The organism is Fuscovulum ytuae, from assembly GCF_029953595.1.
GTDB lineage: Bacteria > Pseudomonadota > Alphaproteobacteria > Rhodobacterales > Rhodobacteraceae > Paragemmobacter > Paragemmobacter ytuae.
On record NZ_CP124535.1, the window covers coordinates 141,431 to 163,001 of the forward strand.

The 21,571-nt window shown below is 63.7% G+C and carries 17 protein-coding genes; 5 read left to right on the forward strand and 12 right to left on the reverse strand.

The features are described 5' to 3' along the window. Positions 1 to 15: 15 nt before the first annotated feature. From QF092_RS00680 to QF092_RS00690, 3 genes are read right to left on the reverse strand one after another with little or no spacing between them, the layout of a single operon-like run. The gene (locus QF092_RS00680) at positions 16 to 990 is read right to left on the reverse strand and encodes a threonine ammonia-lyase (RefSeq protein WP_281466628.1); all 975 of its coding nucleotides are present in this window, start codon (positions 988 to 990) and stop codon (positions 16 to 18) included. Then, positions 987 to 1,811, reverse strand: coding sequence for an alpha/beta fold hydrolase (locus QF092_RS00685; RefSeq protein WP_281466629.1), 825 nt, complete (start codon positions 1,809 to 1,811; stop codon positions 987 to 989). Before QF092_RS00685 ends, QF092_RS00680 begins: the two co-directional genes overlap by 4 nt. Beyond that, positions 1,808 to 2,482, reverse strand: a complete 675-nt coding sequence (locus tag QF092_RS00690) for a haloacid dehalogenase type II (protein WP_281466631.1) — start codon at positions 2,480 to 2,482, stop codon at positions 1,808 to 1,810. The genes QF092_RS00685 and QF092_RS00690 overlap by 4 nt, the downstream gene beginning before the upstream one ends. A 125-nt stretch (positions 2,483 to 2,607) precedes the next feature. On the opposite strand from QF092_RS00690, the gene QF092_RS00695 reads away from it, so the two are divergent. Together QF092_RS00695 and QF092_RS00700 are read left to right on the forward strand one after the other, a co-directional pair. Next, the gene (locus QF092_RS00695; protein WP_281466633.1) at positions 2,608 to 4,386 is read left to right on the forward strand and encodes an ABC transporter transmembrane domain-containing protein; all 1,779 of its coding nucleotides are present in this window, start codon (positions 2,608 to 2,610) and stop codon (positions 4,384 to 4,386) included. 116 nt (positions 4,387 to 4,502) lie between these two features. Further along, positions 4,503 to 6,392, forward strand: a complete 1,890-nt coding sequence (locus tag QF092_RS00700; protein ID WP_281466635.1) for an acyl-CoA synthetase — start codon at positions 4,503 to 4,505, stop codon at positions 6,390 to 6,392. A 6-nt stretch (positions 6,393 to 6,398) separates the two neighbouring features. On the opposite strand, the gene dtd is transcribed toward QF092_RS00700, so the two are convergent. From dtd to QF092_RS00740, 8 genes are all read right to left on the reverse strand, one after another. Beyond that, entirely contained in the window at positions 6,399 to 6,833 is a 435-nt protein-coding gene (gene dtd / locus QF092_RS00705) for a D-aminoacyl-tRNA deacylase (protein ID WP_281470116.1), read from the reverse strand. Beyond that, the gene (locus QF092_RS00710) at positions 6,830 to 7,753 is read right to left on the reverse strand and encodes a carbohydrate kinase family protein (RefSeq protein WP_281466637.1); all 924 of its coding nucleotides are present in this window, start codon (positions 7,751 to 7,753) and stop codon (positions 6,830 to 6,832) included. The genes dtd and QF092_RS00710 overlap by 4 nt, the downstream gene beginning before the upstream one ends. 58 nt (positions 7,754 to 7,811) lie before the next feature. After that, positions 7,812 to 8,771, reverse strand: a complete 960-nt coding sequence (locus QF092_RS00715; protein ID WP_281466639.1) for a phosphoribosylaminoimidazolesuccinocarboxamide synthase — start codon at positions 8,769 to 8,771, stop codon at positions 7,812 to 7,814. 532 nt (positions 8,772 to 9,303) lie between these two features. Then, positions 9,304 to 10,392 (reverse strand): TFIIB-type zinc ribbon-containing protein, encoded by a 1,089-nt coding sequence (locus QF092_RS00720; protein WP_281466641.1) that lies wholly within the window; start codon positions 10,390 to 10,392, stop codon positions 9,304 to 9,306. Between the two features lie 3 nt (positions 10,393 to 10,395). After that, on the reverse strand, positions 10,396 to 11,493 hold the full coding sequence (locus QF092_RS00725) for an SPFH domain-containing protein (RefSeq protein WP_281466642.1): 1,098 nt from the start codon (positions 11,491 to 11,493) through the stop codon (positions 10,396 to 10,398). A gap of 45 nt (positions 11,494 to 11,538) precedes the next feature. Next, positions 11,539 to 12,471: a DUF2927 domain-containing protein gene (locus tag QF092_RS00730; RefSeq protein WP_281466644.1), complete on the reverse strand. Its 933-nt coding sequence runs from the start codon at positions 12,469 to 12,471 to the stop codon at positions 11,539 to 11,541. Positions 12,472 to 12,517: 46 nt separating this feature from the next. Beyond that, positions 12,518 to 13,690: a toxic anion resistance protein gene (locus tag QF092_RS00735; RefSeq protein WP_281466646.1), complete on the reverse strand. Its 1,173-nt coding sequence runs from the start codon at positions 13,688 to 13,690 to the stop codon at positions 12,518 to 12,520. Positions 13,691 to 13,853: 163 nt separating this feature from the next. Beyond that, positions 13,854 to 15,248 carry a DEAD/DEAH box helicase gene (locus tag QF092_RS00740; protein WP_281466648.1) on the reverse strand — a complete coding sequence of 465 codons (1,395 nt, stop codon included), beginning with the start codon at positions 15,246 to 15,248 and terminating at the stop codon, positions 13,854 to 13,856. A 308-nt stretch (positions 15,249 to 15,556) separates the two neighbouring features. Between QF092_RS00740 and QF092_RS00745 the strand changes: the two genes are divergently transcribed. Then, a complete protein-coding gene (locus QF092_RS00745) occupies positions 15,557 to 16,039 on the forward strand; it encodes a BrnA antitoxin family protein (protein ID WP_281466650.1) in 483 nt (160 codons plus the stop codon). A gap of 30 nt (positions 16,040 to 16,069) precedes the next feature. Here QF092_RS00745 and carB read toward each other — a convergent pair whose 3' ends face one another. Further along, the gene (gene carB / locus QF092_RS00750; protein ID WP_281466652.1) at positions 16,070 to 19,399 is read right to left on the reverse strand and encodes a carbamoyl-phosphate synthase large subunit; all 3,330 of its coding nucleotides are present in this window, start codon (positions 19,397 to 19,399) and stop codon (positions 16,070 to 16,072) included. A gap of 353 nt (positions 19,400 to 19,752) precedes the next feature. Here carB and QF092_RS00755 point away from each other — a divergent pair, with 353 nt between their 5' ends. Both QF092_RS00755 and QF092_RS00760 read left to right on the forward strand, forming a co-directional pair. Further along, entirely contained in the window at positions 19,753 to 20,892 is a 1,140-nt protein-coding gene (locus tag QF092_RS00755; RefSeq protein ID WP_281466654.1) for an aminodeoxychorismate synthase component I, read from the forward strand. Further along, complete coding sequence (locus QF092_RS00760; protein WP_281466656.1) at positions 20,850 to 21,476, forward strand: aminotransferase class IV family protein; 627 nt, start codon at positions 20,850 to 20,852, stop codon at positions 21,474 to 21,476. Before QF092_RS00755 ends, QF092_RS00760 begins: the two co-directional genes overlap by 43 nt. Positions 21,477 to 21,571 lie beyond the last annotated feature (95 nt).

Here is a 21,571-nt window from a genome sequence, read left to right on the forward strand (position 1 = left end):
TTATGTTTGAAAGTGTCATCTGGTTAAATACTGATCTAGCGCCACGCGGAAGGTATCTGGATCTACATTGCCACCAGAAGCCGTGCAGATCACCGTATCGGGCAGGTCGGGCGAAAAGAGGGCTGCGGCCAAGGCGACTGCACCGCCGGGTTCCAGCACGATCCGCAAATGTGTGAAGGCAAGGGCCATCGCGCGCAAGGCCTGATCGTCGCTGACAACAAGGCCTGGGCCACAAAGGCGGTTAAGGATGGGAAAGGTCAGCACGCCGGGGGAAGGGGTAAGGATCGCGTCACAGATCGATCCCGTCGCCTTAGCGTTGCGTTCGATCCGACCCGCGCGCAGCGACCGGGCTACATCGTCGAAACCTTCGGGTTCAGCTGTGCGCACCGTCATCCCCGGTGCCTCTGCCTCAAGTGCAAGCGCGATGCCTGCCGACAACCCACCGCCTCCGCAACAGGTGATGACAGTTGCCTCGGTCACCCCTGCCGCGCGGGCCTGTTCGGCGATTTCCAGCCCCGCCGTGCCCTGTCCGGCGATTACCTGAGGGTCATCGAAGGGCCTGATCAGCGTCAACCCCCGCTCTGCCGTCAATTTTGCGCCAAGGGCATCGCGATCCTCGGTCTCGCGGTCATAAAGGATAACCTCGGCCCCATAGGTGCGGGTATTGGCGACCTTCACAGCGGGCGCGTCCGATGGCATCAAGATCACTGCAGGACCGCCATGCCGCGCAGCCGCCAATGCCACGCCCTGTGCATGATTGCCTGACGAATAGGCCAACACGCCTTTTGCACGCGTGGCCGGATCAAGGGCCGAAATGGCCGACCACCCCCCGCGAAACTTGAAAGACCCCGTCAGTTGTAGGCATTCCGCTTTCAAAAGGATGCGCCGCCCCGCCACGGCATCAAGCAGCGGCGCATGCAGCAAGGGTGTCACGCGGGCATGGCCGGCCAGTCGGGCGGCGGCGGCGCGGATCATCGTGAGATCGGTCATGTGCAGGCTTTCAGAAAGGCGTGTATGGCAGCAAGGCTTTCGCCTTCATCCAGAAAGGGGATATGGGCGCGGTCTGGCACCTCGGCGAAGATCAGGTCGGGGCGGCGACGGCGCATTTCGGCTGCGGTTTCCTCTGTCAGCAGATCGGAATTCGCGCCCCGGATCAGGGCAAGCGGCAAGCCCGCGCAGGCATCGTAAAGCGGCCAAAGATCGGCGGGCGGGCCTTCAAAGGCCGCGAGGAAGGCATCGCGCAGGGCCGGATCATAGGTGATCTTTAGCCCGGTTTCGGTGGCCGTGTAATGCAGCCGCGCCTCGGCCAGCCACCGGTCCGGCGGAACATTGGCGAAACCGGGCATGTTGCGGGGCATGGCATCGGCCAGTGCCTGATGCGTCTTTGCCGCCGGATTGCGGCCCACGTAATCGAAGATGCGGGTGAGGCCAGGGCGATGGATTTCAGGCCCGATATCGTTCAGGCACAGGCCGATCATTCGATCCTTCGCCACGGCGGCCAGCAGCATGCCGATCAGCCCCCCGCGCGAGGTGCCAAGGATGGCAGCACGCCCCACCCCCAAATGATCCAGCAGCGCAAGCGCATCCTGCCCCTCTTGCGGGACGGTATAGCTGGCCGCCCCTGTCCATTCGCTGGCCCCCCGGCCACGATAATCCATTCGGATCAGGCGGCAGGGCGGTAGATGTGGGCGCAGATAATCGAAATCCGCCATCGTCCTCGTCAGGCCGGGTAGACAGAGGAGGGGCAGCCCTTCGCCTTCGTCAGCATAGGCAAGGCGTGCACCGTCACGGGCGGTAAAACTGTTTGTCATGGGATCAGCCGGGGCAGGTGGGTGAGGTCAGGTATTTCATGCATTGGGCGCTGCGGCAGCCGGTCTTGCGGGGCAGCCGCGCGGTTCACCCAAGCGGTATGAAAGCCAAAACGGGCCGCCCCGGCGATGTCCCATCCGTTGGATGAGGCGAAAAGAACCTGTTGCGGTGCGGTGCCCAGACGCGCGCCCACAAGGGCGTAGACTGCCGCTTGCGGCTTGAACATGCGCAAGGAGTCGACCGACAGAACCGCCTCAAAAGCCCCGGACAAACCCGCTGCATTTACGGCCGAGGCAAGCATGGCGGGCGATCCATTCGACAGGATGGCAAGTCGCATCCCCCTTTCGCTAAGGCGCGCCAAGGTTTCGGCCACCTCAGGAAAGGGATCAAGCGCGTCATACAGCGCCAGCAATTCTTCCCGCAGATCAGGGTCGTTCAGACCCTGCGCCTCCATCGCCCAATCCAGCGCATCGGCCGTCACGGTGGCGAAGTCGGCATAGGCCCCGCTGATCGTCCGCAACCAGCTGTATTCCAGCTGTTTTCTGCGCCAGTTCTCGGCCAGCGCAGGCCAGCTCTGCGCCAAAGCGGCATTTCCTGCCCCCGCCCTGCGTGCGGCAGCGGTGACGTCAAACAGCGTGCCATAGGCATCGAAAACAACGGTCGTGAGTGCCATGCTATTCCCCTCGTATACCAGTCTGGCACAGCCCTTCGGGCGGTGTAAGGGGGGGCGCGACCTTCGCGGCGCTTGCCGCCCGGCGATAGTTTTCCTAAACCCGTCGCGCGCAACAGGAATGACAGATGGCGAAAGACGACAAGGCAGAGGCCCGGGCAAGCTCTAAGAAAGTGGGCGCGCTGCGGGGGCTGGCCCCCTTTATGTTCCCCTATCGCGGGATGACTTTGCTGGCGCTGGCGGCGCTGGTGATCACGGCCGGGATGAGCCTACTTCTGCCGCTGGCCGTGCGCCGGGTGGTGGATGGGTTCAACGAGGATGTGGCCATCCTTGACCAGTATTTCGGCGCCGCGCTGGCGATTGCCGCGCTTCTCGCGATCGGGACGGGGGTGCGCTATTACTTCGTGACGAAATTGGGTGAACGGGTGGTGGCCGATATCCGCCGCGCCGTTTTTGATCGCGTCATGGGCATGAGCCCGGCCTTCTTCGAAAGGCTGATGACCGGCGAAGTGGTCAGCCGCATCACCACGGACACGACGCTGATCCTGTCGCTGATCGGGTCATCGGTTTCGGTCGCGCTGCGAAATCTGCTGATGCTGATCGGCGGACTTATTCTGCTGTCGCTCACCTCGCCCAAGTTGACGGGTCTGGTTCTTTTGATCGTGCCCGCTGTGGTGGTGCCGATCATCGTTCTGGGCCGTCGCTTGCGGGGACTCAGCCGGGAATCGCAGGATTGGATCGCCAATTCTTCGGGCGCGGCATCCGAGGCGCTGGGTTCCGTGCAGACAGTTCAGGCATTCACCCATGAAGGCCTTACCCGCGCGCAATTCGCCGATGTGACAGAGAAATCCTTTACCGTGGCGCAGACCCGCACACGGGTGCGGGCGCTGATGACTGTCATTGTGATCTTCCTTGTCTTTACCGGGATCGTCGGCGTGCTGTGGATCGGCGCGCGTGATGTGCGGGCAGGGGCGATGACGCCGGGCGAACTGGTGCAGTTCGTCATCTATGCGGTGATGGTGGCGGGGTCCGTCGGCGCGCTGTCGGAAATCTGGGGCGAGTTGCAGCGCGCGGCGGGCGCGACAGAGCGGCTGGTGGAACTGCTGAATGCCGAGGATTCCGTGCAGGATGCGGCCCAACCCAAGGCGCTGCCGCGTCCGGTGCGGGGTGAAGTGGTGTTTGATGATGTCACCTTCCGCTACCCGGCCCGCCCCGATGTTTCTGCCTTGAACGGGGTATCCCTGAGCGTTCAACCCGGCGAGACCGTGGCCCTTGTCGGTCCCTCAGGGGCTGGGAAGACGACGATCCTGCAACTTCTGATGCGCTTTTATGATCCGCAATCGGGCGCGGTTCGGCTGGATGGCGTGGACCTGCGCGATATGGCGCGGTCCGATTTCCGTCGCGCCATCGCCCTTGTCCCGCAGGACCCGGTGATCTTTGCCACTTCGGCCCGCGAAAACATCCGCTTTGGCCGCCCAGATGCCACGGATGCCGAGGTCGAGGCCGCAGCCCGCGCCGCAGCGGCGCATGATTTCCTGACTGCCTTGCCGCAGGGCTATGACACTTGGCTGGGTGAGCGGGGCGTCATGCTGTCGGGCGGGCAGAAGCAACGCGTGGCGATTGCCCGCGCCATCCTGCGCGATGCGCGCGTGCTGCTTCTGGACGAGGCGACCTCGGCCTTGGATGCGGAATCGGAACGGGCCGTTCAGGCGGCGGTGGAAATCCTGTCGGAAGGGCGCAGCGTTTTGGTCGTGGCGCACCGTCTGGCCACTGTGAAACGGGCAGACCGCATCGTGGTCTTTGATCAGGGCCGCATCGTCGCCACCGGAACGCATGAGGCGCTGGTGGCAGAAGGCGGCCTTTACGCCCGTCTCGCGCGGCTGCAATTCACCGATGGTCAGGGCTGACCCAAGTCTGACGTTGCGTTTCACCCTTGCTGCGGCCTTGCTGCGAAGACGGCGACCCGTCAAAGTCATGTGAAACCCCCGGGGAGGAACCAAGGGGGCGAGACGGGGAGGATGGGATGGGTGAATTCGCCACGCTTGCGGATGTCAAGGCTATCGAGGCGGAACTGCCTTGGGAAAAGCGCGACACTGCGCGCACGATGCATGAATTCCTTAGCCGCGCGAAGGCCGCGCATGGCACTCGGCCAGCCATCAGCTATCAAATCCTGTCAGGCTCCAAGGAAAAGGCCGAAACCCTCACGTGGAACGACCTGCATGCGCAGGTGACGCAGGCGGCGAACCTGTTCCGCAGCCTTGGGATCGGGGAACGGGATGTCGTGGCCTATGTCCTGCCAAACTGCCTAGAAACGGCGATCACCTTGCTGGGCGGCGCGGTGGCGGGGATCGTCAACCCGATCAACCCGCTGTTGGAGGCGGAACAGATCAGCGCTATCCTGCGCGAAACAAAGGCCAAGGTCGTGGTCACGCTCAAGGCCTTTCCCAAGACCGATGTCCCGCAAAAGGTGGCCGAGGCTGTGAAGCACGCCCCATCCGTCAAGACGGTGCTAGAGGTGGATCTGGTCCGCTACCTCGCCCCGCCGAAATCGTGGATCGTGCCACTGATCCGGCCCAAGAACCCGATCAGCCATACGGCCAATGTGTTGAATTTCAACGTCGAACGTGCGCGTCATCCTGCCGATCGTCTGACCTTTGCCGACGATCCGACCGATCGGGTGGCGGCCTATTTCCACACCGGCGGCACCACGGGGATGCCCAAAGTGGCGCAGCACAAGGTTTCTGGCATGGTCTATAATGGCTGGCTGGGGCAGCGGCTTTTGTTCAAGGAAACCGATTGCGTGATGTGCCCCCTGCCGCTCTTTCATGTCTTTGCTGCTTATCCGGTCCTGATGTCGATGATTGCGTCGGGCGCGCATGTGGTCTTTCCAACGCCTGCCGGATACCGGGGCGAGGGGGTGTTCGACAATCTTTGGAAGCTGATCGAACGCTGGCGCTGCACCTATCTGATCACGGTGCCCACCGCGCTGGCCGCGCTGATGCAACGGCCCATCGACGCCGATATCTCCAGCCTGAAGAACGCCTTTTCCGGGTCCGCCCCCCTTCCGGTGGAACTGTATAATCGCTTCTTCAAGGCAACGGGGGTCGAGATTGTCGAAGGTTACGGCCTGACGGAATGCACCTGCCTCGTCTCTGTCAACCCGCCGGGGGGGACGAAGAAGATCGGGTCGGTCGGACTGCCCTTCCCGCATACCCATGTGCGCATTCTGCAGAAGACGGGCGAAGGGTTCCGTGATTGTGCGGTGGATGAGGTGGGCGAAATTTGCGTCGCCAATCCCGGTGTGTTCGAGGGGTCGACCTATACCGAGGTGGACAAGAACCGCGATCTCTTTGCCGAAGGGCGCTTCCTGCGGACGGGCGATTTGGGGCGCATCGACGGGGATGGATATCTGTTTATCACCGGACGCGCGAAGGATCTGATCATCCGGGGCGGGCACAATATCGACCCGGCGGTGATCGAAGAAGGGCTGATGAAGCATGAGGCCGTGGCCTTTGTTGGTGCGATCGGCCAGCCGGATGCGCATTCGGGCGAATTGCCCTGTGCTTATGTGGAACTGGTGAAGGGCAAAGAGGTGGGGGTGGATGAGCTGATCGCCTATGCCCAGACCCATATCCATGAACGCGCGGCCGTGCCAAAACACATTGAAATCCTTCCCGAATTGCCGAAAACGGCAGTCGGCAAGGTGTTCAAGCCCGACCTTCGCCGCATGGCCATCACCCGCATCTATGATGCCGCACTGGCCGAGGCGGGGATCGCGGCACGTGTGGCCGAGGTGGTGGAGGACAAGAAGCGAGGGCTGGTGGCGCGGCTTTCGCGCAGCGGCCCAGTCGATCAAGCGCGGGTGCAAGAGGTGCTGGGCGGCTTTACCGGGTCTTGGGATTGGACGGAGTAAGGGCCGTCAGACATCCATCCAAATCGTGACGGGGCCGTCATTGTTCAGGCTGACATCCATGTCAGCCCCGAAGATGCCATTGGCCGTGGGGATGCCTTCGGCCTGCATCTTTGCGCTGAAGTATTCGTAGAGCCGTTTCCCCTCCTCCGGCTTGGCTGCGGTGGAAAAACCGGGGCGGTTGCCGCGCAGATCAGCGGCAAGGGTGAATTGCGAAACGATCAGCGCAGAGCCGCCCACGTCGCGGATGGACAGGTTCATCTTGCCCTGATCATCCTTGAAAATCCGCATCTTGGCGATCTTCGCGGCCAGTTGATCGGCCTTCGCATCCGTATCCCCGTCCATCGCGCAGACAAGGATCAGAAGGCCTGCGCCGATCTCACCTGTCACCTTGCCGTCAACCGTGACCGAGGCGCGCGACACGCGTTGCAGGACGGCCTTCACAGCTCGTCCCGCCAAGGTGGGTTGGCACCGGGGCGCGATACCGTGACGGCGGCGGCTTTTGTGCCAAGGGTCAGGGCCGCATCAAGGGTGGCATCGGGGATCGCGGTAAGGGCGGATTTCGTCAAAACGCCCGCCTCATGCAGGGCGGTCAGTGCGCCTGCATTGAACGTGTCGCCCGCCCCGACGGTATCGGCCACCGTAACGCGCGTTGCGGCGACAAAGCGGTTCTGCGTCGCGGTGATGGCCCGCGCGCCTGCGGCCCCTTCGGTGATGAAGACAAGTTTCGGCCCCTTTTCAAGCACTTGGCGGGCAAGGGTCGAGACATCGCCGGCGCCCATCAGCCAGTGCAGATCCTCATCCGACAGTTTCACGATATCGGCTCGCCCGATCATCCGTTCTATCCGGGCGCGATACTCGGCCTCTTTTCCTGCGATGAATCCGGGGCGGATATTGGGGTCGATCATGGTGACGCGGGTCGGCGCCTCGCGAGTCTGTAGCGCCTCATAGGTCGAGGCGGCGGGGTCGTTCACAAGGGAAATGCCGCCGAAGAAGAGGGTAGAGATGCTGTCGGGCAGGGTAGGAAGCTGGTCCTGCGACAGAAGGCGACCGGCGGTGTTTTCGTCATAGAAGGCATAGGTCGCCTGACCATCAACCAGCTTGACGAAGGCCACGGTCGTGGGGCGGTCCGATCGGGCACAATGTCCCGTATCAACCTTCGATGCCTCGAGCGTTTCGGTCAGGATCTGGCCCAGCATGTCATTGGAAATGCCGGAAAAAAACGCTGACGGGGCACCAAGTCGGCCCAGTGCGATGGCGGTGTTGAACACCGCGCCCCCGGCATAGGGGGAAAAGGCGGGTTCGCCCAGCGTCGTGGTGCGGGGCAGCATGTCGATCAGGGCTTCGCCACAGCTGAGAATCATTCGGGCCTCCTATCCGTGGCGCGGACCATAGCGGATCGCGCGATGTTAGCGCAAACAATCAGGTGGTGAACCAAGGGGCGAGGTTGGCGCGGATGCGAGCGAGGGGGGTGTCGCCTGAGGTGTCGGGGAGGAAGGTTTGACCCGTGATCGCCTCGTACGCGTCGATATAGACCTGCGCCGTATGTTCAATCATTTCTTCTGGAATTTCAGGGATTTCGTCCTTGTAGGGGTCGCAGCGTGCGGCCACCCAGGCACGGATGACATCCTTGTCAAAGGACGGGGGGCGGCTGCCGTTTTCGCAGGCCTCGGCATAGCCGGAGGCCAGCCAATAGCGGCTGGAATCGGGGGTGTGGATTTCGTCGGCCAGAAGAATGCGGCCTTCTCCATCCGTGCCGAATTCGTATTTGGTATCGACAAGGATCAGGCCGCGTTTGGCGGCCATTTCCTGCCCCCGGGCGAAGAGGGCGAGGGCTTTTTCCGACACCTCATCCCATTGAGACTGCGTGAGAAGTCCTTGAGAAACAATATCTTGCGCGGTGAGCGGTTCGTCATGGCCGCCGTCAAAGGCCTTGGATGTCGGGGTGATGATAGGGGCGGGCAGGGCCTGATTGTCGCGCAGGCCATCGGGCAGGGTGTGACCATACATGGCGCGCTGCCCTTGTTTGTAGAGCGTCAGGATCGAGGTGCCGGTGGTTCCGGCCAGATAGCCGCGCACCACGATTTCAACGGGCAGAATGGTAAGCCTCTGCCCGATCACCACATTCGGATCGGGGTAAGAGATCACATGATTTGGGCAGATGTCTGCGGTCGCTTCGAACCAGAATTTTGCTGTCTGCGTAAGAACTTGGCCCTTGAAGGGGATGGCCGCAAGGATGCGGTCGAAGGCCGAGATGCGATCGGAGGAGATCAGGATACGGGTGCCATCGGGTAGATCATAGCAATCGCGGACCTTCCCGAAATAGGGGTTGGGGAGTTCGGGAATACGCGCCTCGGTCAGGGTGCGGGTGAGGTCGATCATGGGGGCCCCCGTTGCAGTCGTCGGGGCGGTGATGGGGCGGGGGCGGGGGCGTGTCAAGCGGGGCTTTGGGTTCTGGTCCAAGTGCCCGAGAACGCTGAATTAATTCGGGGAGAAGGGGGAAAACGGTTGTGCCCTGTTTTGTGCCGGGTTTTGTGCAGCATTCTGTGGCCACGCACGGTGGCGTTCTCGTGCATTAACCATTTGATGAGTCGGGGGCGATTTCTGACACAGAAATCGCTGCGGAAATTGACGCAATTTCCGATTGGGGACGGACGGTGCCATCCGATTTCTGATTCAGAAATCGCTGCGGAAATTGACGCAAGTTCTGATTGGGGACGGACGGTGCCATCCGATTTCTGATTCAGAAATCGCTGCGGAAATTGATGCAATTTCCGATTGGGGATGGACGGTGCCATCCGATTTCTGACACAGAAATCGCGCCGGAAATTGACGCAGTTTCAGATTGAGGACTACGGTGCCATCCGATTTTTGCGCGCAAAAATCGGCGCGGAAACTGCGTCAGTTTCCGCCCCTATCGCGATTGGGTCACTGCCAGCACGATACCGCCGACGATCAGCGCGGCGAGAACCGCGAAGGCGATCTTCCACGCGCTCCATGGCCGTTCGCCCTGCACCTTGCCGGTTTGACCGTTCACCACGAAGCGGTAGCTTTTGCCGTTATATTTGTAGGCGGCCATCCAGATCGGCAGAAGGATGTGCTTGAAGGTTTCCTCTTTCCAATCCGTCTCCACCCTGTCGATGCGTTGTTCATCGCCGCCGATATCGGCGCGGATGTCCTGACGGATGATGCCCTCCATCACCTCGCGCCCCGTGGCGTGGCCATCGGCGAGGGGAACAGTATAGCCCTCGGCGGTGAAACCGGCGAGGAAATCGCCACGGAAGGGTTGCAGGGCCGATAGGTCCCAAGGGGCAAGGTTGTCGGTATAGCCGCGCGGCAGGCTTTTGCTGGCAAGGATCAGCACGTCATCAAAACGCCGTGCGACCCAGCCGGAACGGGGGGACCAACGGGTGCGGCGGACCTGTTCGGTTTCCCGCTTGCCATTGCGCATGACGGTGCGGGTTTCATAGTAATGATCACCGCGCGCGCCTGCGTAATGCGACCGGGTGGCGGCGTCGAAGGTCCAATAGGGGACATAAAGGCCGTTCATCGCCCGCCCCTTGCGGGCATATTCCTGAAGCCCATTCGGCGCGAACCAGAGGCTGCCCAGCCAATTCGTCATGGCTTGCCGGGCCTGTACTTCATTCAGGACGAAGGGCAACACAGCCTGCGGTTTGATGCGGCGTTCCTCGCCCGTGCCGATGGCGACAGGGGTGGCGCAAAAGGGGCATTCGCGGGCATGGGCCGCGCCTTGAAATTCCACCTGTGCCCCGCAAGAGGGGCAGGGGGTGATGCGGACCTCTTCCATCTGTGCGGGCGGAACGTCATCCGACAGACCAAGGGCAAGGTCGATCTCGTTCAGCGCCCGGATACGGGCACCCGGAGCCTCGGGGATGGGCTGCCGCGCGCCGCAATGGTCGCAGACGAGATCGGTCGCGCCCGGTTCATAGCGAAGATCGGCCCCGCATTGATTGCAGGGCCAGTTCTGACGATCATCCGGCATGGATCAGGCCCCGGGCGGCGGCGGGGGCGGGACTTGGGTGAAAATCCGCGCGAGATCGGTTTCGGCGGCGGGTTTCCAGCCCTCCATCCCCGCTGCCCAGACCTGTGTGGCACGGGTCAGGCTGCCATTGGCCACCATCGCGGCAAGGTCGGCCTCTGAGAAAGGTCCTTTGGTCGCGCCATTTTCGGCAATGTGCCATTGGCGCGCGGCGGGGGGGGGAGGCGGCGGCGGCGGGGCCGCAGCAGCCGGGGCGGGCGCGCCCCAAGGCCCCATATTCTGTGCCATGGCCATGCCCATCGCGGCGCCCATGCCGGCGGTCATCGCATCGCCCGCCGATCCGGGTTTGCCCATCGCCTCGGCGGCGGAAAACTGCATGTATTTGTTAAGGTCCCCGGCGATGCCGACCGAGGTGCGCTTGTCTAGCGCCTTTTCCACCTCTTCGGGCAGGGAGATGTTTTCGATATAGAATTCCGGCAGGGTCAGGCCGTATTCGCCGACCTGCGGGGCGATGGCTGTGGTGACCAGCTTGCCCAGATCGGCGGTGTTGGCGGCCATGTCGAGGACGGGGATGCCCGCGCTGGCGATGACGCGGGAAAATTCCTGCACGATGATGTTGCGGATCTGGAAGCTGATCTCATCCGCGGTGAATTCGCCATCGGTGCCGACGATTTCCTGCATGAATTTCGCCGGGTCCGCGACGCGCATGGAATAGGTGCCGAAGGCGCGCAGGCGGACCGGGCCGAATTCCGGGTCGCGCGCCATGATGGGGTTCTTGGTGCCCCATTTCAGATCATTGAAGCGGGTGGTGGAGATGAAATAGACCTCGGCCTTGAAGGGCGAGTTGAAGCCGTGATCCCAATGCTGCAGCGTGGTCATCACCGGCATGTTGTTGGTTTCCAACATGTAAAGACCGGGGCCGAAGACATCGGCCAATTGCCCTTCATGGATGAAGACGGCGGCCTGCCCTTCGCGGACGGTCAGCTTGGCGCCGTATTTGATCGCATTGCCGCGCCGTTCGAACCGCCAGACCATCGTATCGCGGGTGTCATCGGTCCAGTCGATGACGTCGATGAATTCACCCTTCAGGAAATCGAAAACCATCTTACAGCCTCCTTGCCGGTCGCTTGGCCCTGCCCCGGAACCGAGTCAAGTTTCGCCGCCCAGAAGCCGGGTCGCAAGCGATTCCACGATGGGGCGCGCCTCGGTCTGGGTCATGCCGGGGCGCAGGGCGGGGTTATAGAGCATCTTGAGCATCAGCTCGTCCTGCCGGGTCAGAAGGGCGAATTCCTCGTCATCGTTGAAGATGGAGGGGCGGGCCGAGGGGCTGTCATTGGCCAGGCCAAGGCCTTGGGTGATTTCCTCATGCAGGCAGGAGAGGCGCAGAAGATCGGGATGTTCGGCGCGGATCACCGCGAAGGCGCGGGTATAGGTCGCGCCATCCCCCGCCGACATCGCATAGACAAGGCAATAGGTGGAGCGGGGCATATCGGTGATGGCCGCCACCTCAGGCGCTGACAGGCCGGGAAGGGCGGCGCGAATCTGCGGCCCCAGCGCGCGGCGTTCGTCTTCAGACACGATCTGGACAAAGAAATTCGGTGCGCGGTCGTCCAAGGCGATGGGATGACCGGTGATCGAGGACAGGCGACTGAGGAAGGACGCCACGCGCGCGGTATCGGCGGCGCGGCGGTCGGGCGGGACCGAGGCGCCAAAGCGCAGGCCGACGCGGACCGGAGCCGCCCATTTGCGGATGCGGCTTTCGGTGACGCGCTGTACGGGGCCGCCCGCGGTGCGGGTATATTCGTCAAAAAGCGCGATGCGGATGAAGTTTTCCGCCAGCATCCTGTCGGTAAAGGGGGTGTCGGGCCCGCCGCCATCGGTGCGCAGAAGGCCCTGCGACAAGAGTTGCGCCTGCACGCGCCCGTAATGCGCCGCGGCCGCCGCCGAGGCCGCGCTGACGCCATTGGGGGCGGTGACGTTGACGGCGGGGGTGACCTGACGGGTCGGCCCCGGTGGGGTGGTGGATATACAGGCGGTCAGCCCTGCCAGCGCAAGCGCGGCGAGGGGCGTAAAGGGCTTCATGATGCGGTTTCGGGCTTCGGCTGGAGGGGAGGGGGTGGGAAAAGGGTCAGGCGGGCGGGGGCGCGCCCGTGGTGCGGGCGCGGGCGGCAGAGAGGGTGTCGCGCAGATCGCCCTCCATTTTCACAAGCTCGGTTTCCGCGGCGGCACGGCGGGCCTTGCCTTCATCGGCGATGCGGAGGCTTTCCTCGATCGTGGCGATCAGGGTTTCATTGGCGGCGCGCACGGATTCAATATCAAAGACGCCGCGTTCCATTTCTTCGCGCACCACGCGGTTGGCCTGTTGCAGGTTCTCGGCGTTCGACTTCAGCAATTCATTCGTCAAATCATTGGCTTCGCGCACCGCCTCGGCGGTTTCTTTGCTGCGCTGGATCGTCACGGCCTGCGCCAATTGGGTTTCCCAAAGCGGCACGGTGTTAACGAGGGTGGAGTTGATCTTGGTGACAAGGCTTTTGTCGTTTTCCTGCACCAGACGGATCGAGGGCAGGGATTGCATCGTGACCTGACGGGTCAGTTTCAGGTCATGCACCCGGCGTTCCAGATCGTCCCGCGCGGCGCGCAGGTCGCGCAGTTCCTGCGCCCGTTTCACCTGATCAGATTCGGGGGCGGCGGCAACCTCGGCCTCTTTGGCGGGGATGGTGATCTGGTCGGTTTCAGTCAACTTCGCTTCGCCCGCCGCAATGTAGAGGGCGAGTTCGTCGTAAAAGCGTAGGGTCTTTTCATAGAGCAGATCCAGCGCCTTGATGTCCTTCAACAGCGTATGTTCATGCTTCAAAAGGTTTTCCGTGATGCGGTCGATCTGCCCCTGCACCTCTTCGTAGCGGGCGACGAATTTCGCGATGGGGGCGGCCTGACCTGTCAGCTTGTCCCACCAGCTGCGTTCGCGCGACAGGTCCAGTTCATCGGTGGAAAAGCCGCGGATGGTGGTTACGATCTCGCGCAGGGCATCGCCCGCGGGGCCGACATCTTTGTTTTTCACGCCCGCCAGCATGTCTTGCGAGATGACCTGCAATTCGGCCTGCGCGCCCGATCCGAAAGAGATGATCGATTGCGTGTTGGTCAGGTCAACTTCTTGCATACGCTGGCGAATTTCGGCGGCACGGTCGGCGGGGGCAGCATCGAGGGGCACGATGTCGGCCACTGGCGCGGGCAGGAGGGCAGAGGTGACCGTCTCCACCTCGGCCAGAACCTTTTCAGCGTCTTCGCGAACCGTTGTCGACATGATCACACCCTCCTGCCGGGAAAACCCGGACCGTCTACCGATTGCCATTTGGTCATCAAATGCGAGCTATTGCCCTGCGCGCAGCCTGCGACAGGTTCACGGGTTTTTCCAGTAACCTTTTGCAACGGCAGCGCAGAAAAGCGCCGATAACGTCGGGTCAGGATCAGGCGGGGCGACGGTTGCCTTGGCGGCGGGGTTTGCCCGTGCCGCCGGGGCGGGTGGGGGATTGGCCGCCGCCCATCGGGCGGGCAGGTTTCGCGCCGGTTCGGGGTTGCGGCTTGGGGGCCTGCGAGGCGTGTTCGGGGCGGGATTGCGGTTTGGCGCCGCCGGGCTTGCCGGGGCGCGGGCCTTGGTTCTGGCCACGGTTTTGGCCCTGCCTTTGCCCGCGGTTTTGGCCGGGCTTGGGCGCAGCGGCGACGACATCGGCGGCCCAAGGCGCGCCGCCAATCACCGGAATCTGTTTTTTCAGAACCTTTTCAATGGCTTGAAGTTCCCCCATCTCGGCCGGGGCGCAGAAGGCAACGGCGTTGCCTTCGGCCCCCGCGCGGGCCGTGCGGCCGATGCGGTGGACATAGTTTTCCGGCACATTGGGCAGATCATAGTTATAGACATGCCGCACGCCGGGAATATCGATCCCGCGCGCTGCGACATCCGTCGCCACAAGGACATCGAGTTCGCCATTGCGAAACTCTGTCAAGGTGCGGTCGCGCTGGTTCTGGCTTTTGTTGCCGTGAATCGAGCCGACCTTGAATCCCCATTGTGCCAGCAATTTGCTAAGTTTCTCTGAACCGTGCTTGGTCCGGCCGAAAACAAGCGCCTGCTCGCCCGGGTGTTTCTTCAGATAGTCTTCGAGCAGCTTGGCCTTGTCGCCATTGGGGATGAAATGCACGCCCTGCACGATCTTTTCGGCGGGCTTGCCCGGGGGGGCCACCTGCACGCGGACCGGGTCGCGCAGATAGGTTCCGGCGATCTCCTCGATATCCTTGGGCATCGTGGCCGAGAAGAGAAGTGTCTGTCTTTTCAGGGGGATGTGCTTGGCGATTTTGCGCAGCGCATGGATAAAACCCATGTCGAGCATATGGTCCGCCTCATCCAGCACGAGGTAACCCGTGGCCTGAAGCGAGACATCGCCGCGTTCCAAGAGATCGATCAGACGGCCGGGGGTGGCAACCAGCACATCCGCCCCCCGCGCCAGCGCCATGGCCTGACGGTTGAGCGAGGCGCCACCCACGACCGTGAGCACTTTGACAGGCGTGCCCTTGGTGAAAATCGTAAGGTTATCAGAGATTTGCGTGACGAGTTCCCGCGTCGGCGCAAGGATCAGGGCGCGCACGTTGCGCGGTCCCGGCGGATGGCCGATGTCCAGCAGGCGGTGCAGCAACGGCAGGCCGAAGGCCGCCGTCTTGCCCGTGCCGGTCTGGGCAAGACCCATCAGATCGCGGCCCTTCATCACATGGGGGATGGCCTGCACCTGAATAGGCGTCGGGTCTTTAAGAGTGGTTTTTTCAAGCGCTTTCAGAAGCTTGGGCGAAAGGCCGAGATCGGCGAAGGTGGTCATGTTTCTTGTCTTTCCGGCCTTCTTTCAAAAAGGCCAAAGGGGGCCGCGCCTTGGGGCAGCCAGTGGCAGTGGGTGCGCCGATTGCACGACGCGGAACCCCTGCGTGATGGTGGGAACCTGGTGCCCGGTCCGGCTCCGTAAACGGGCTGCTCACGCGGCAGCGGAGGGCGGGCGTGCGGGGGAGATGGGGGTTTTGCGGCGCAAAGTCAATGTGCCCTGTTTTGTGCCGGGTTTTGTGCAGCGGTTTGTGGCCACGCAGCGGGCGGTGGGGAAATGGGTTGTTAAGGGAGGTCCCGCAGGGTCGGGCGATGGTCAGGGCGCGGGAGGCGGCGATGGAACCGGGGCGGATGCGGGGGAAGCAGGCGGTGCATTACCATTACATGGCGGATGCCATGCGGCGGCTGGAATGGGACCTGCATCACCAGATCGCGGCGACGGGGCGCATCCCGCCGGAATGGCATGAGATCGCGGAAGAAGAGCCGCGGGTCGGGACGGAGCGGCTGGCCATCCGGCTGGACAGGGATGTGGTGAAGTTCTTCCGGTCGATGGGTCTGGGCTATGGGCCGCGCATCAACCGGGTGCTGCGGGCCTATATGCATGCGCGGCTGGCGGGGGTGATCCGGGGGGCAGAGACGGCGCCGCAATTCCGCGTGGAATTGGCCGGGGAAAGGCCGCTTTGGGGGGAGACGGCGGCAAGTTTCGGCGCGGGCGAGGGGCCGGATGCGGCCGAGCGCGCGGTCGAGGCGCGGGTGCGGGCGGAGGAGCGGGTAAGGGGGAGGGGGCTTGGGTAGGATGGGCAATATTGCCCATCCTACGGGGCGTCAGCCCTGCAACGTCCGCACGCCATACCCCTCACCCCGCGCCTTCATCGCGGCGACGGCGGCGATGCTGGCGGCGGCGGTGGTGAAATAAGGGATCTTGTCCATCAGGGCCACGCGGCGGATGTCGCGGCTGTCGGACACGGCTTGCGTGCCTTCGGTCGTGTTCATCACCAGCGCGATGTCGCCGTTCTTCAGCCGATCCACGATGTTCGGGCGGCCTTCATAGACCTTGGCCACGCTTTCCGCCTTGACCCCTTGGGCCTTCAGCCAATCGGCGGTGCCGCGGGTGGCCACGATCTCGAACCCCATGGCCACGAGGTCGCGGGCCGCGTCGGCTAGCACGGCCGTCTTGTCCATGTCCTTGACCGATAGGAACACCCGGCCCGACTCTGGCAGCATCGTGCCTGCGCCCATCTGGGCCTTGAGGAAGGCCAAGGGGAAGGTGCGGTCCCAGCCCATCACCTCACCCGTAGAGCGCATTTCGGGGCCGAGCAGGGGATCGACGCCGGGGAAGCGGGCGAAGGGCAGGACGGCCTCTTTCACGCTGAACCAAGGGGTCTGCGGGTTGGCGAGCGTCAGCGGATCGGCCAGCGGCAGGTCGGTATCCGGGCCGACGCCAGCCGGATAGGGCGCGCGGGGCGGGAAGGTGGACAGGGGTTCGCCCGCCATCAGACGCGCGGCGATAGAGGCGATGGCGCTGTCGGTTGCCTTGGCCACGAAGGGCACGGTGCGGGAGGCGCGGGGGTTCACCTCCAGCACATAGATCACCCCGTCCTTGATGGCGAATTGCACGTTCATCAAGCCCACCACATTCAGGGCGCGGGCCATGATGACGGTCTGGCGCTTCAACTCTTCGACCGTTTCGGCGGAAAGCTGGTGGGGCGGCAGGCAGCAGGCCGAGTCGCCCGAATGGACGCCCGCCTCTTCGATATGTTCCATGATGCCCGCGACATGGACGTTCTGGCCATCCGAGAGGGCATCGACATCCACCTCGACCGCGCCGGACAGATAGCTGTCCAGCAGCACCGGGCTGTCGCCGGACACTTGCACGGCGGTCGTGATATAGCGTTCCAGCTGTTCGTCGGAGCGCACGATTTCCATGGCGCGTCCGCCAAGGACGAAGGAGGGGCGGATCACCAGCGGATAGCCCACTTGGGCGGCAATGGCGAAGGCCTCATCGCGCGACCGGGCCGTGCCGTTGACGGGCTGCTTCAGGCCAAGATCGTTCAGCAATTTCTGGAACCGCTCGCGATCTTCGGCAAGGTCGATGGCATCGGGCGTGGTGCCAAGGATCGGGATGCCCTCTTCATGCAGGGCATTCGCCAGTTTCAGCGGCGTCTGGCCGCCAAATTGCACAATGACGCCATGCAGCGTGCCGTTTTCCTGTTCGACGCGCAGGATTTCAAGGACATGTTCCAGCGTGAGCGGTTCGAAATACAGCCGGTCCGACGTGTCATAATCGGTCGAGACCGTTTCCGGGTTGCAATTGACCATGATGGTTTCATAGCCCGCGCCCGTCAGCGCATAGCAGGCGTGGCAGCAGCAATAGTCGAATTCGATCCCCTGCCCGATGCGGTTGGGGCCGCCGCCAAGGATGACGACCTTTTTCGCGGCGGAGGGCCTTGCCTCGCATTCCACATCGCCCATGACGGGGGATTCATAGGTGGAATACATATAGGGGGTCTGCGCCTCGAATTCGGCGGCGCAGGTGTCGATGCGCTTGAAGACGGCGGTGACGCCGAGGTTGCGGCGGGCGCGGCGGACCTGACCTTCGTCGCGGCCCGTGAGCTTGGCAAGGCGGGCATCGGTGAAGCCCAGCATCTTGAGGCGGCGCAGGCCATCGGCGGTGACGGGCAGGCCGTCCTTGCGGATGGCGGCTTCGGTGTCGATGATTTCGCGGATGCGGGCAAGGAACCATGGGTCAAAGGCGGTGGCGGCCTGAATCTCGTCATCCGTCAGGCCGTGGCGCATGGCTTGGGCGATGACGCGCAGGCGGTCGGGCGTCTGCTGCGACAGGGCCTTGATGATGGCGGCCTTGTCGGGGGCACCCGGGATTGCGATTTCGTCAAAGCCCGTCAGGCCGGTTTCGAGGGAGGCCAGCGCCTTTTGCATGGATTCGTGGATGGTGCGGCCAATGGCCATGGCCTCGCCTACCGATTTCATCGCGGTGGTGAGGTTGGGTTCCGATCCGGGGAATTTCTCGAAGGCAAAGCGCGGGATTTTCGTGACGACATAGTCGATCGAGGGTTCGAAACTGGCGGGCGTGACCTTGGTGATGTCATTGTCCAGCTCGTCCAGCGTGTAGCCGACGGCGAGTTTCGCGGCGATTTTGGCAATGGGGAACCCCGTGGCCTTGGAGGCCAGCGCGGAGGAGCGGCTGACACGGGGGTTCATCTCGATGACGACCATGCGGCCATCTTCCGGGTTGATCGCCCATTGCACGTTGGAGCCGCCGGTTTCCACCCCGATCTCGCGCAGGACGGCGATCGAGCCGTTGCGCATGATTTGGTATTCCTTGTCGGTCAGCGTAAGGGCCGGGGCGACGGTGATGCTGTCCCCCGTATGCACGCCCATCGGATCGACGTTTTCGATGGAACAGACGATGATGGCGTTGTCGGCGCGGTCGCGCACCACCTCCATCTCGTATTCCTTCCAGCCGAGGAGGGATTCATCGACAAGGACCTGCGCGACCGGGCTGGCCTCAAGCCCCGATTTCACGATGGCCTCGTAATCGTCGCGGTTATAGGCGACGCCGCCCCCGGTGCCGCCAAGGGTGAAGGCGGGGCGGATGATGGCGGGCAGGCCCACATATTCCAAGGCGGCCATCGCCTCGGCCACGCCGGAGGCGATGTCATATTTACCAGAGGGGAGTTTCGGGGCGGCAACGATGGTGGCCTTGGGGTTTTCCAGCCCGATCCTGTCCATCGCTTCGCGGAAGAGTTTGCGGTCTTCGGCCATTTCGATGGCCTGCCGGTTCGCGCCGATGAGTTCGACGCCGAATTTTTCAAGGACGCCCAGATCGGCAAGGGCGAGGGCGGTGTTCAGGCCCGTCTGCCCGCCCATCGTGGGCAAAAGCGCATCGGGGCGTTCCTTTTCGATGATCTTGGCCACCACTTCGGGGGTGATCGGTTCGATATAGGTGGCGTCGGCGAGCCCCGGATCGGTCATGATCGTGGCGGGGTTGGAGTTGACGAGGATCACCCGGTACCCCTCTTCGCGCAGGGCCTTGCAGGCCTGCGCGCCGGAATAGTCAAATTCGCAGGCCTGTCCGATGACGATGGGACCTGCGCCGATGATCATGATGGAGGAGATATCGGTTCTTTTCGGCATGGTCCTGTCCCGCATGTGCCATCCCGAGCCACTGGGGCCGCGGATGGAGGATTCGTGCTTCGCGCAAATTGACGGGGGTTTAGGGGAGTGGGGCGCGGGGCGCAAGCGGTTGTGGGTATCGGCGATTTTTGACGCAAAAATCGCACAAAATTCTGACGCAGAATTTTGTGGCAGGCGTGGCGACAGACGATGCATGGCGAAATCTGCGTCAGATTTCGCGGCATTTTCTGCGTCAGAAAATGCGTCCTCGGCGGTGGTGGCGGCGGTTCGGGGCGGCAGGGTGTCGCGCTTGGGCTGGTCGGGGCAGGGGGGCGGTGCTATCTCGGCCCCTCGGACGGCTAATGAGGCGGCGCGTGATCCTTTTCGAACATGGTCCGGGCGGGCTGCCCGCGCTTTTCGACCGCCCGCGCGAGGTGATCGTCGCGCGGCGTGCGGACCAGCTGCGCGCCGCCTTGGCGCGGGCGGATCGCGCGCGGGCAGCCGGGGCATGGGTTGCGGGCTATGTCGCCTATGAGGCGGGCTATGCGCTGGAGCCGAAGCTTCGTCCGCTTCTGCCGCGACGGCGGCCGGGGCCTTTGCTTGCGCTGGGGGTCTTTGACGGGCATGAGGCGGCCGCGCCCGTGCTGGTGCGGGCGGCAGAGGAGGCCGGGGAGGCGCGGCTGTCGCGGCTGCGCCGCGGGATCAGCCGCGCAGCCTATGGGGCGGCCTTTGCCAAGGTGGCGGGCTATATCGCGGCGGGTGATTGCTATCAGATCAACCTGACCTTTCCCCTTTCGGCGCGGCTGGAGGCGGGCACGGCGCTGGGCCTTTACGGCGCGTTGCGGGCGCGGCAGGCGGTGGGCTATGGGGTGTTCTGCGATCTGGGGGTTGGCCCTGTGGTCATGTCGCGCAGCCCGGAGCTGTTTTTTCGGGTGAGGGATGGCGTGATCTCGGCCCGGCCCATGAAGGGGACCGCGCCGCGCGATGCAGACCCCGCGCGGGATGCGGCACTGGCGGCAGAGCTTTTTGCATCGGAAAAGGCGCGGGCGGAGAACCTGATGATCGTCGATCTTCTGCGCAACGATATCGCGCGGATCGCCGAGGTGGGATCGGTCAAGGTGCCTGAGCTTTATGCGGTGGAACCCTTCGCGACTGTCCATCAGATGAGCTCGACGGTGACGGGGCGGCTGGTGGCGGGGGCCGATCTGGCGGGGCTGATGGGGGCGTTGTTTCCCTGCGGATCGATCACCGGGGCACCGAAGATCCGCGCGATGGAGATCATCCACGAGGTCGAGGGGCGCGCGCGCGGCGTCTATTGCGGGGCGATGGGCTGGATGGCCCCCGGTGGCGATGCGGTCTGGAATGTGGCGATCCGCACGCTGTCGCTGTTTCCCGGCGGGCGGGTGGCGTTGAACGTGGGCGGTGGCGTGGTGCAGGACAGCACGGCCGAGGGCGAATGGGAGGAGGCGCTGTGGAAAGCCCGTTACGCGGAGCGGCTGGCGACGTCCGGCTGATCGAGACGCTGCTTTGGGACGGGGCGCGGTTCCCCCGGCTGCCGCTGCATCTGGCGCGGCTGGCGGCGGGGGCGGGGGAATTGGGCTTTGCCTGCGACCGTGGGGCGGTGGTGGCCGCCTTGCGCGACGCGGTGGAAGAGCAGCGGTCAATGCGGGTGCGGCTGACGCTGGGTTGGCGGGGCGATGTGGAGGTCACGGTGGCCGACCTTCCGCCCGCCAAGGCAGAATGGCGGGTCGGGTTGGCGTCTGAGCGGCTGTCATCGTCCGACCCATGGTTGCGGGTCAAGACCACGCAGCGCGCGGCCTATGACGCGGCGCGGGCCAGACTGACTGCGGGGCTGGACGAGGTGGTGTTCCTGAACGAACGGGGCGAGGTTTGCGACGGCACGATCACCACGGTCTTTTTCGACCGGGGGCAGGGGATGCGGACGCCGCCCCTGTCATCGGGGCTTTTGCCAGGGGTTTTGCGCGCCGAGATGGCGGTGCCGGAAGAGATGCTGATGGCCGATGATCTGCCACGGGTGCGGCTATGGGTCGGCAACGCGCTGCGGGGGTTGATCCCTGCGGTCTGGGTGGGGACCTAAGCGGAGCGGCCTGCGCCGCAAGCCTTTTGGCGTCGGAGGCCGCGTGCCGCGCCTCCTCCGGGTTTAGGGGGCCTTCTGCCCCCTCTTGGCCATTC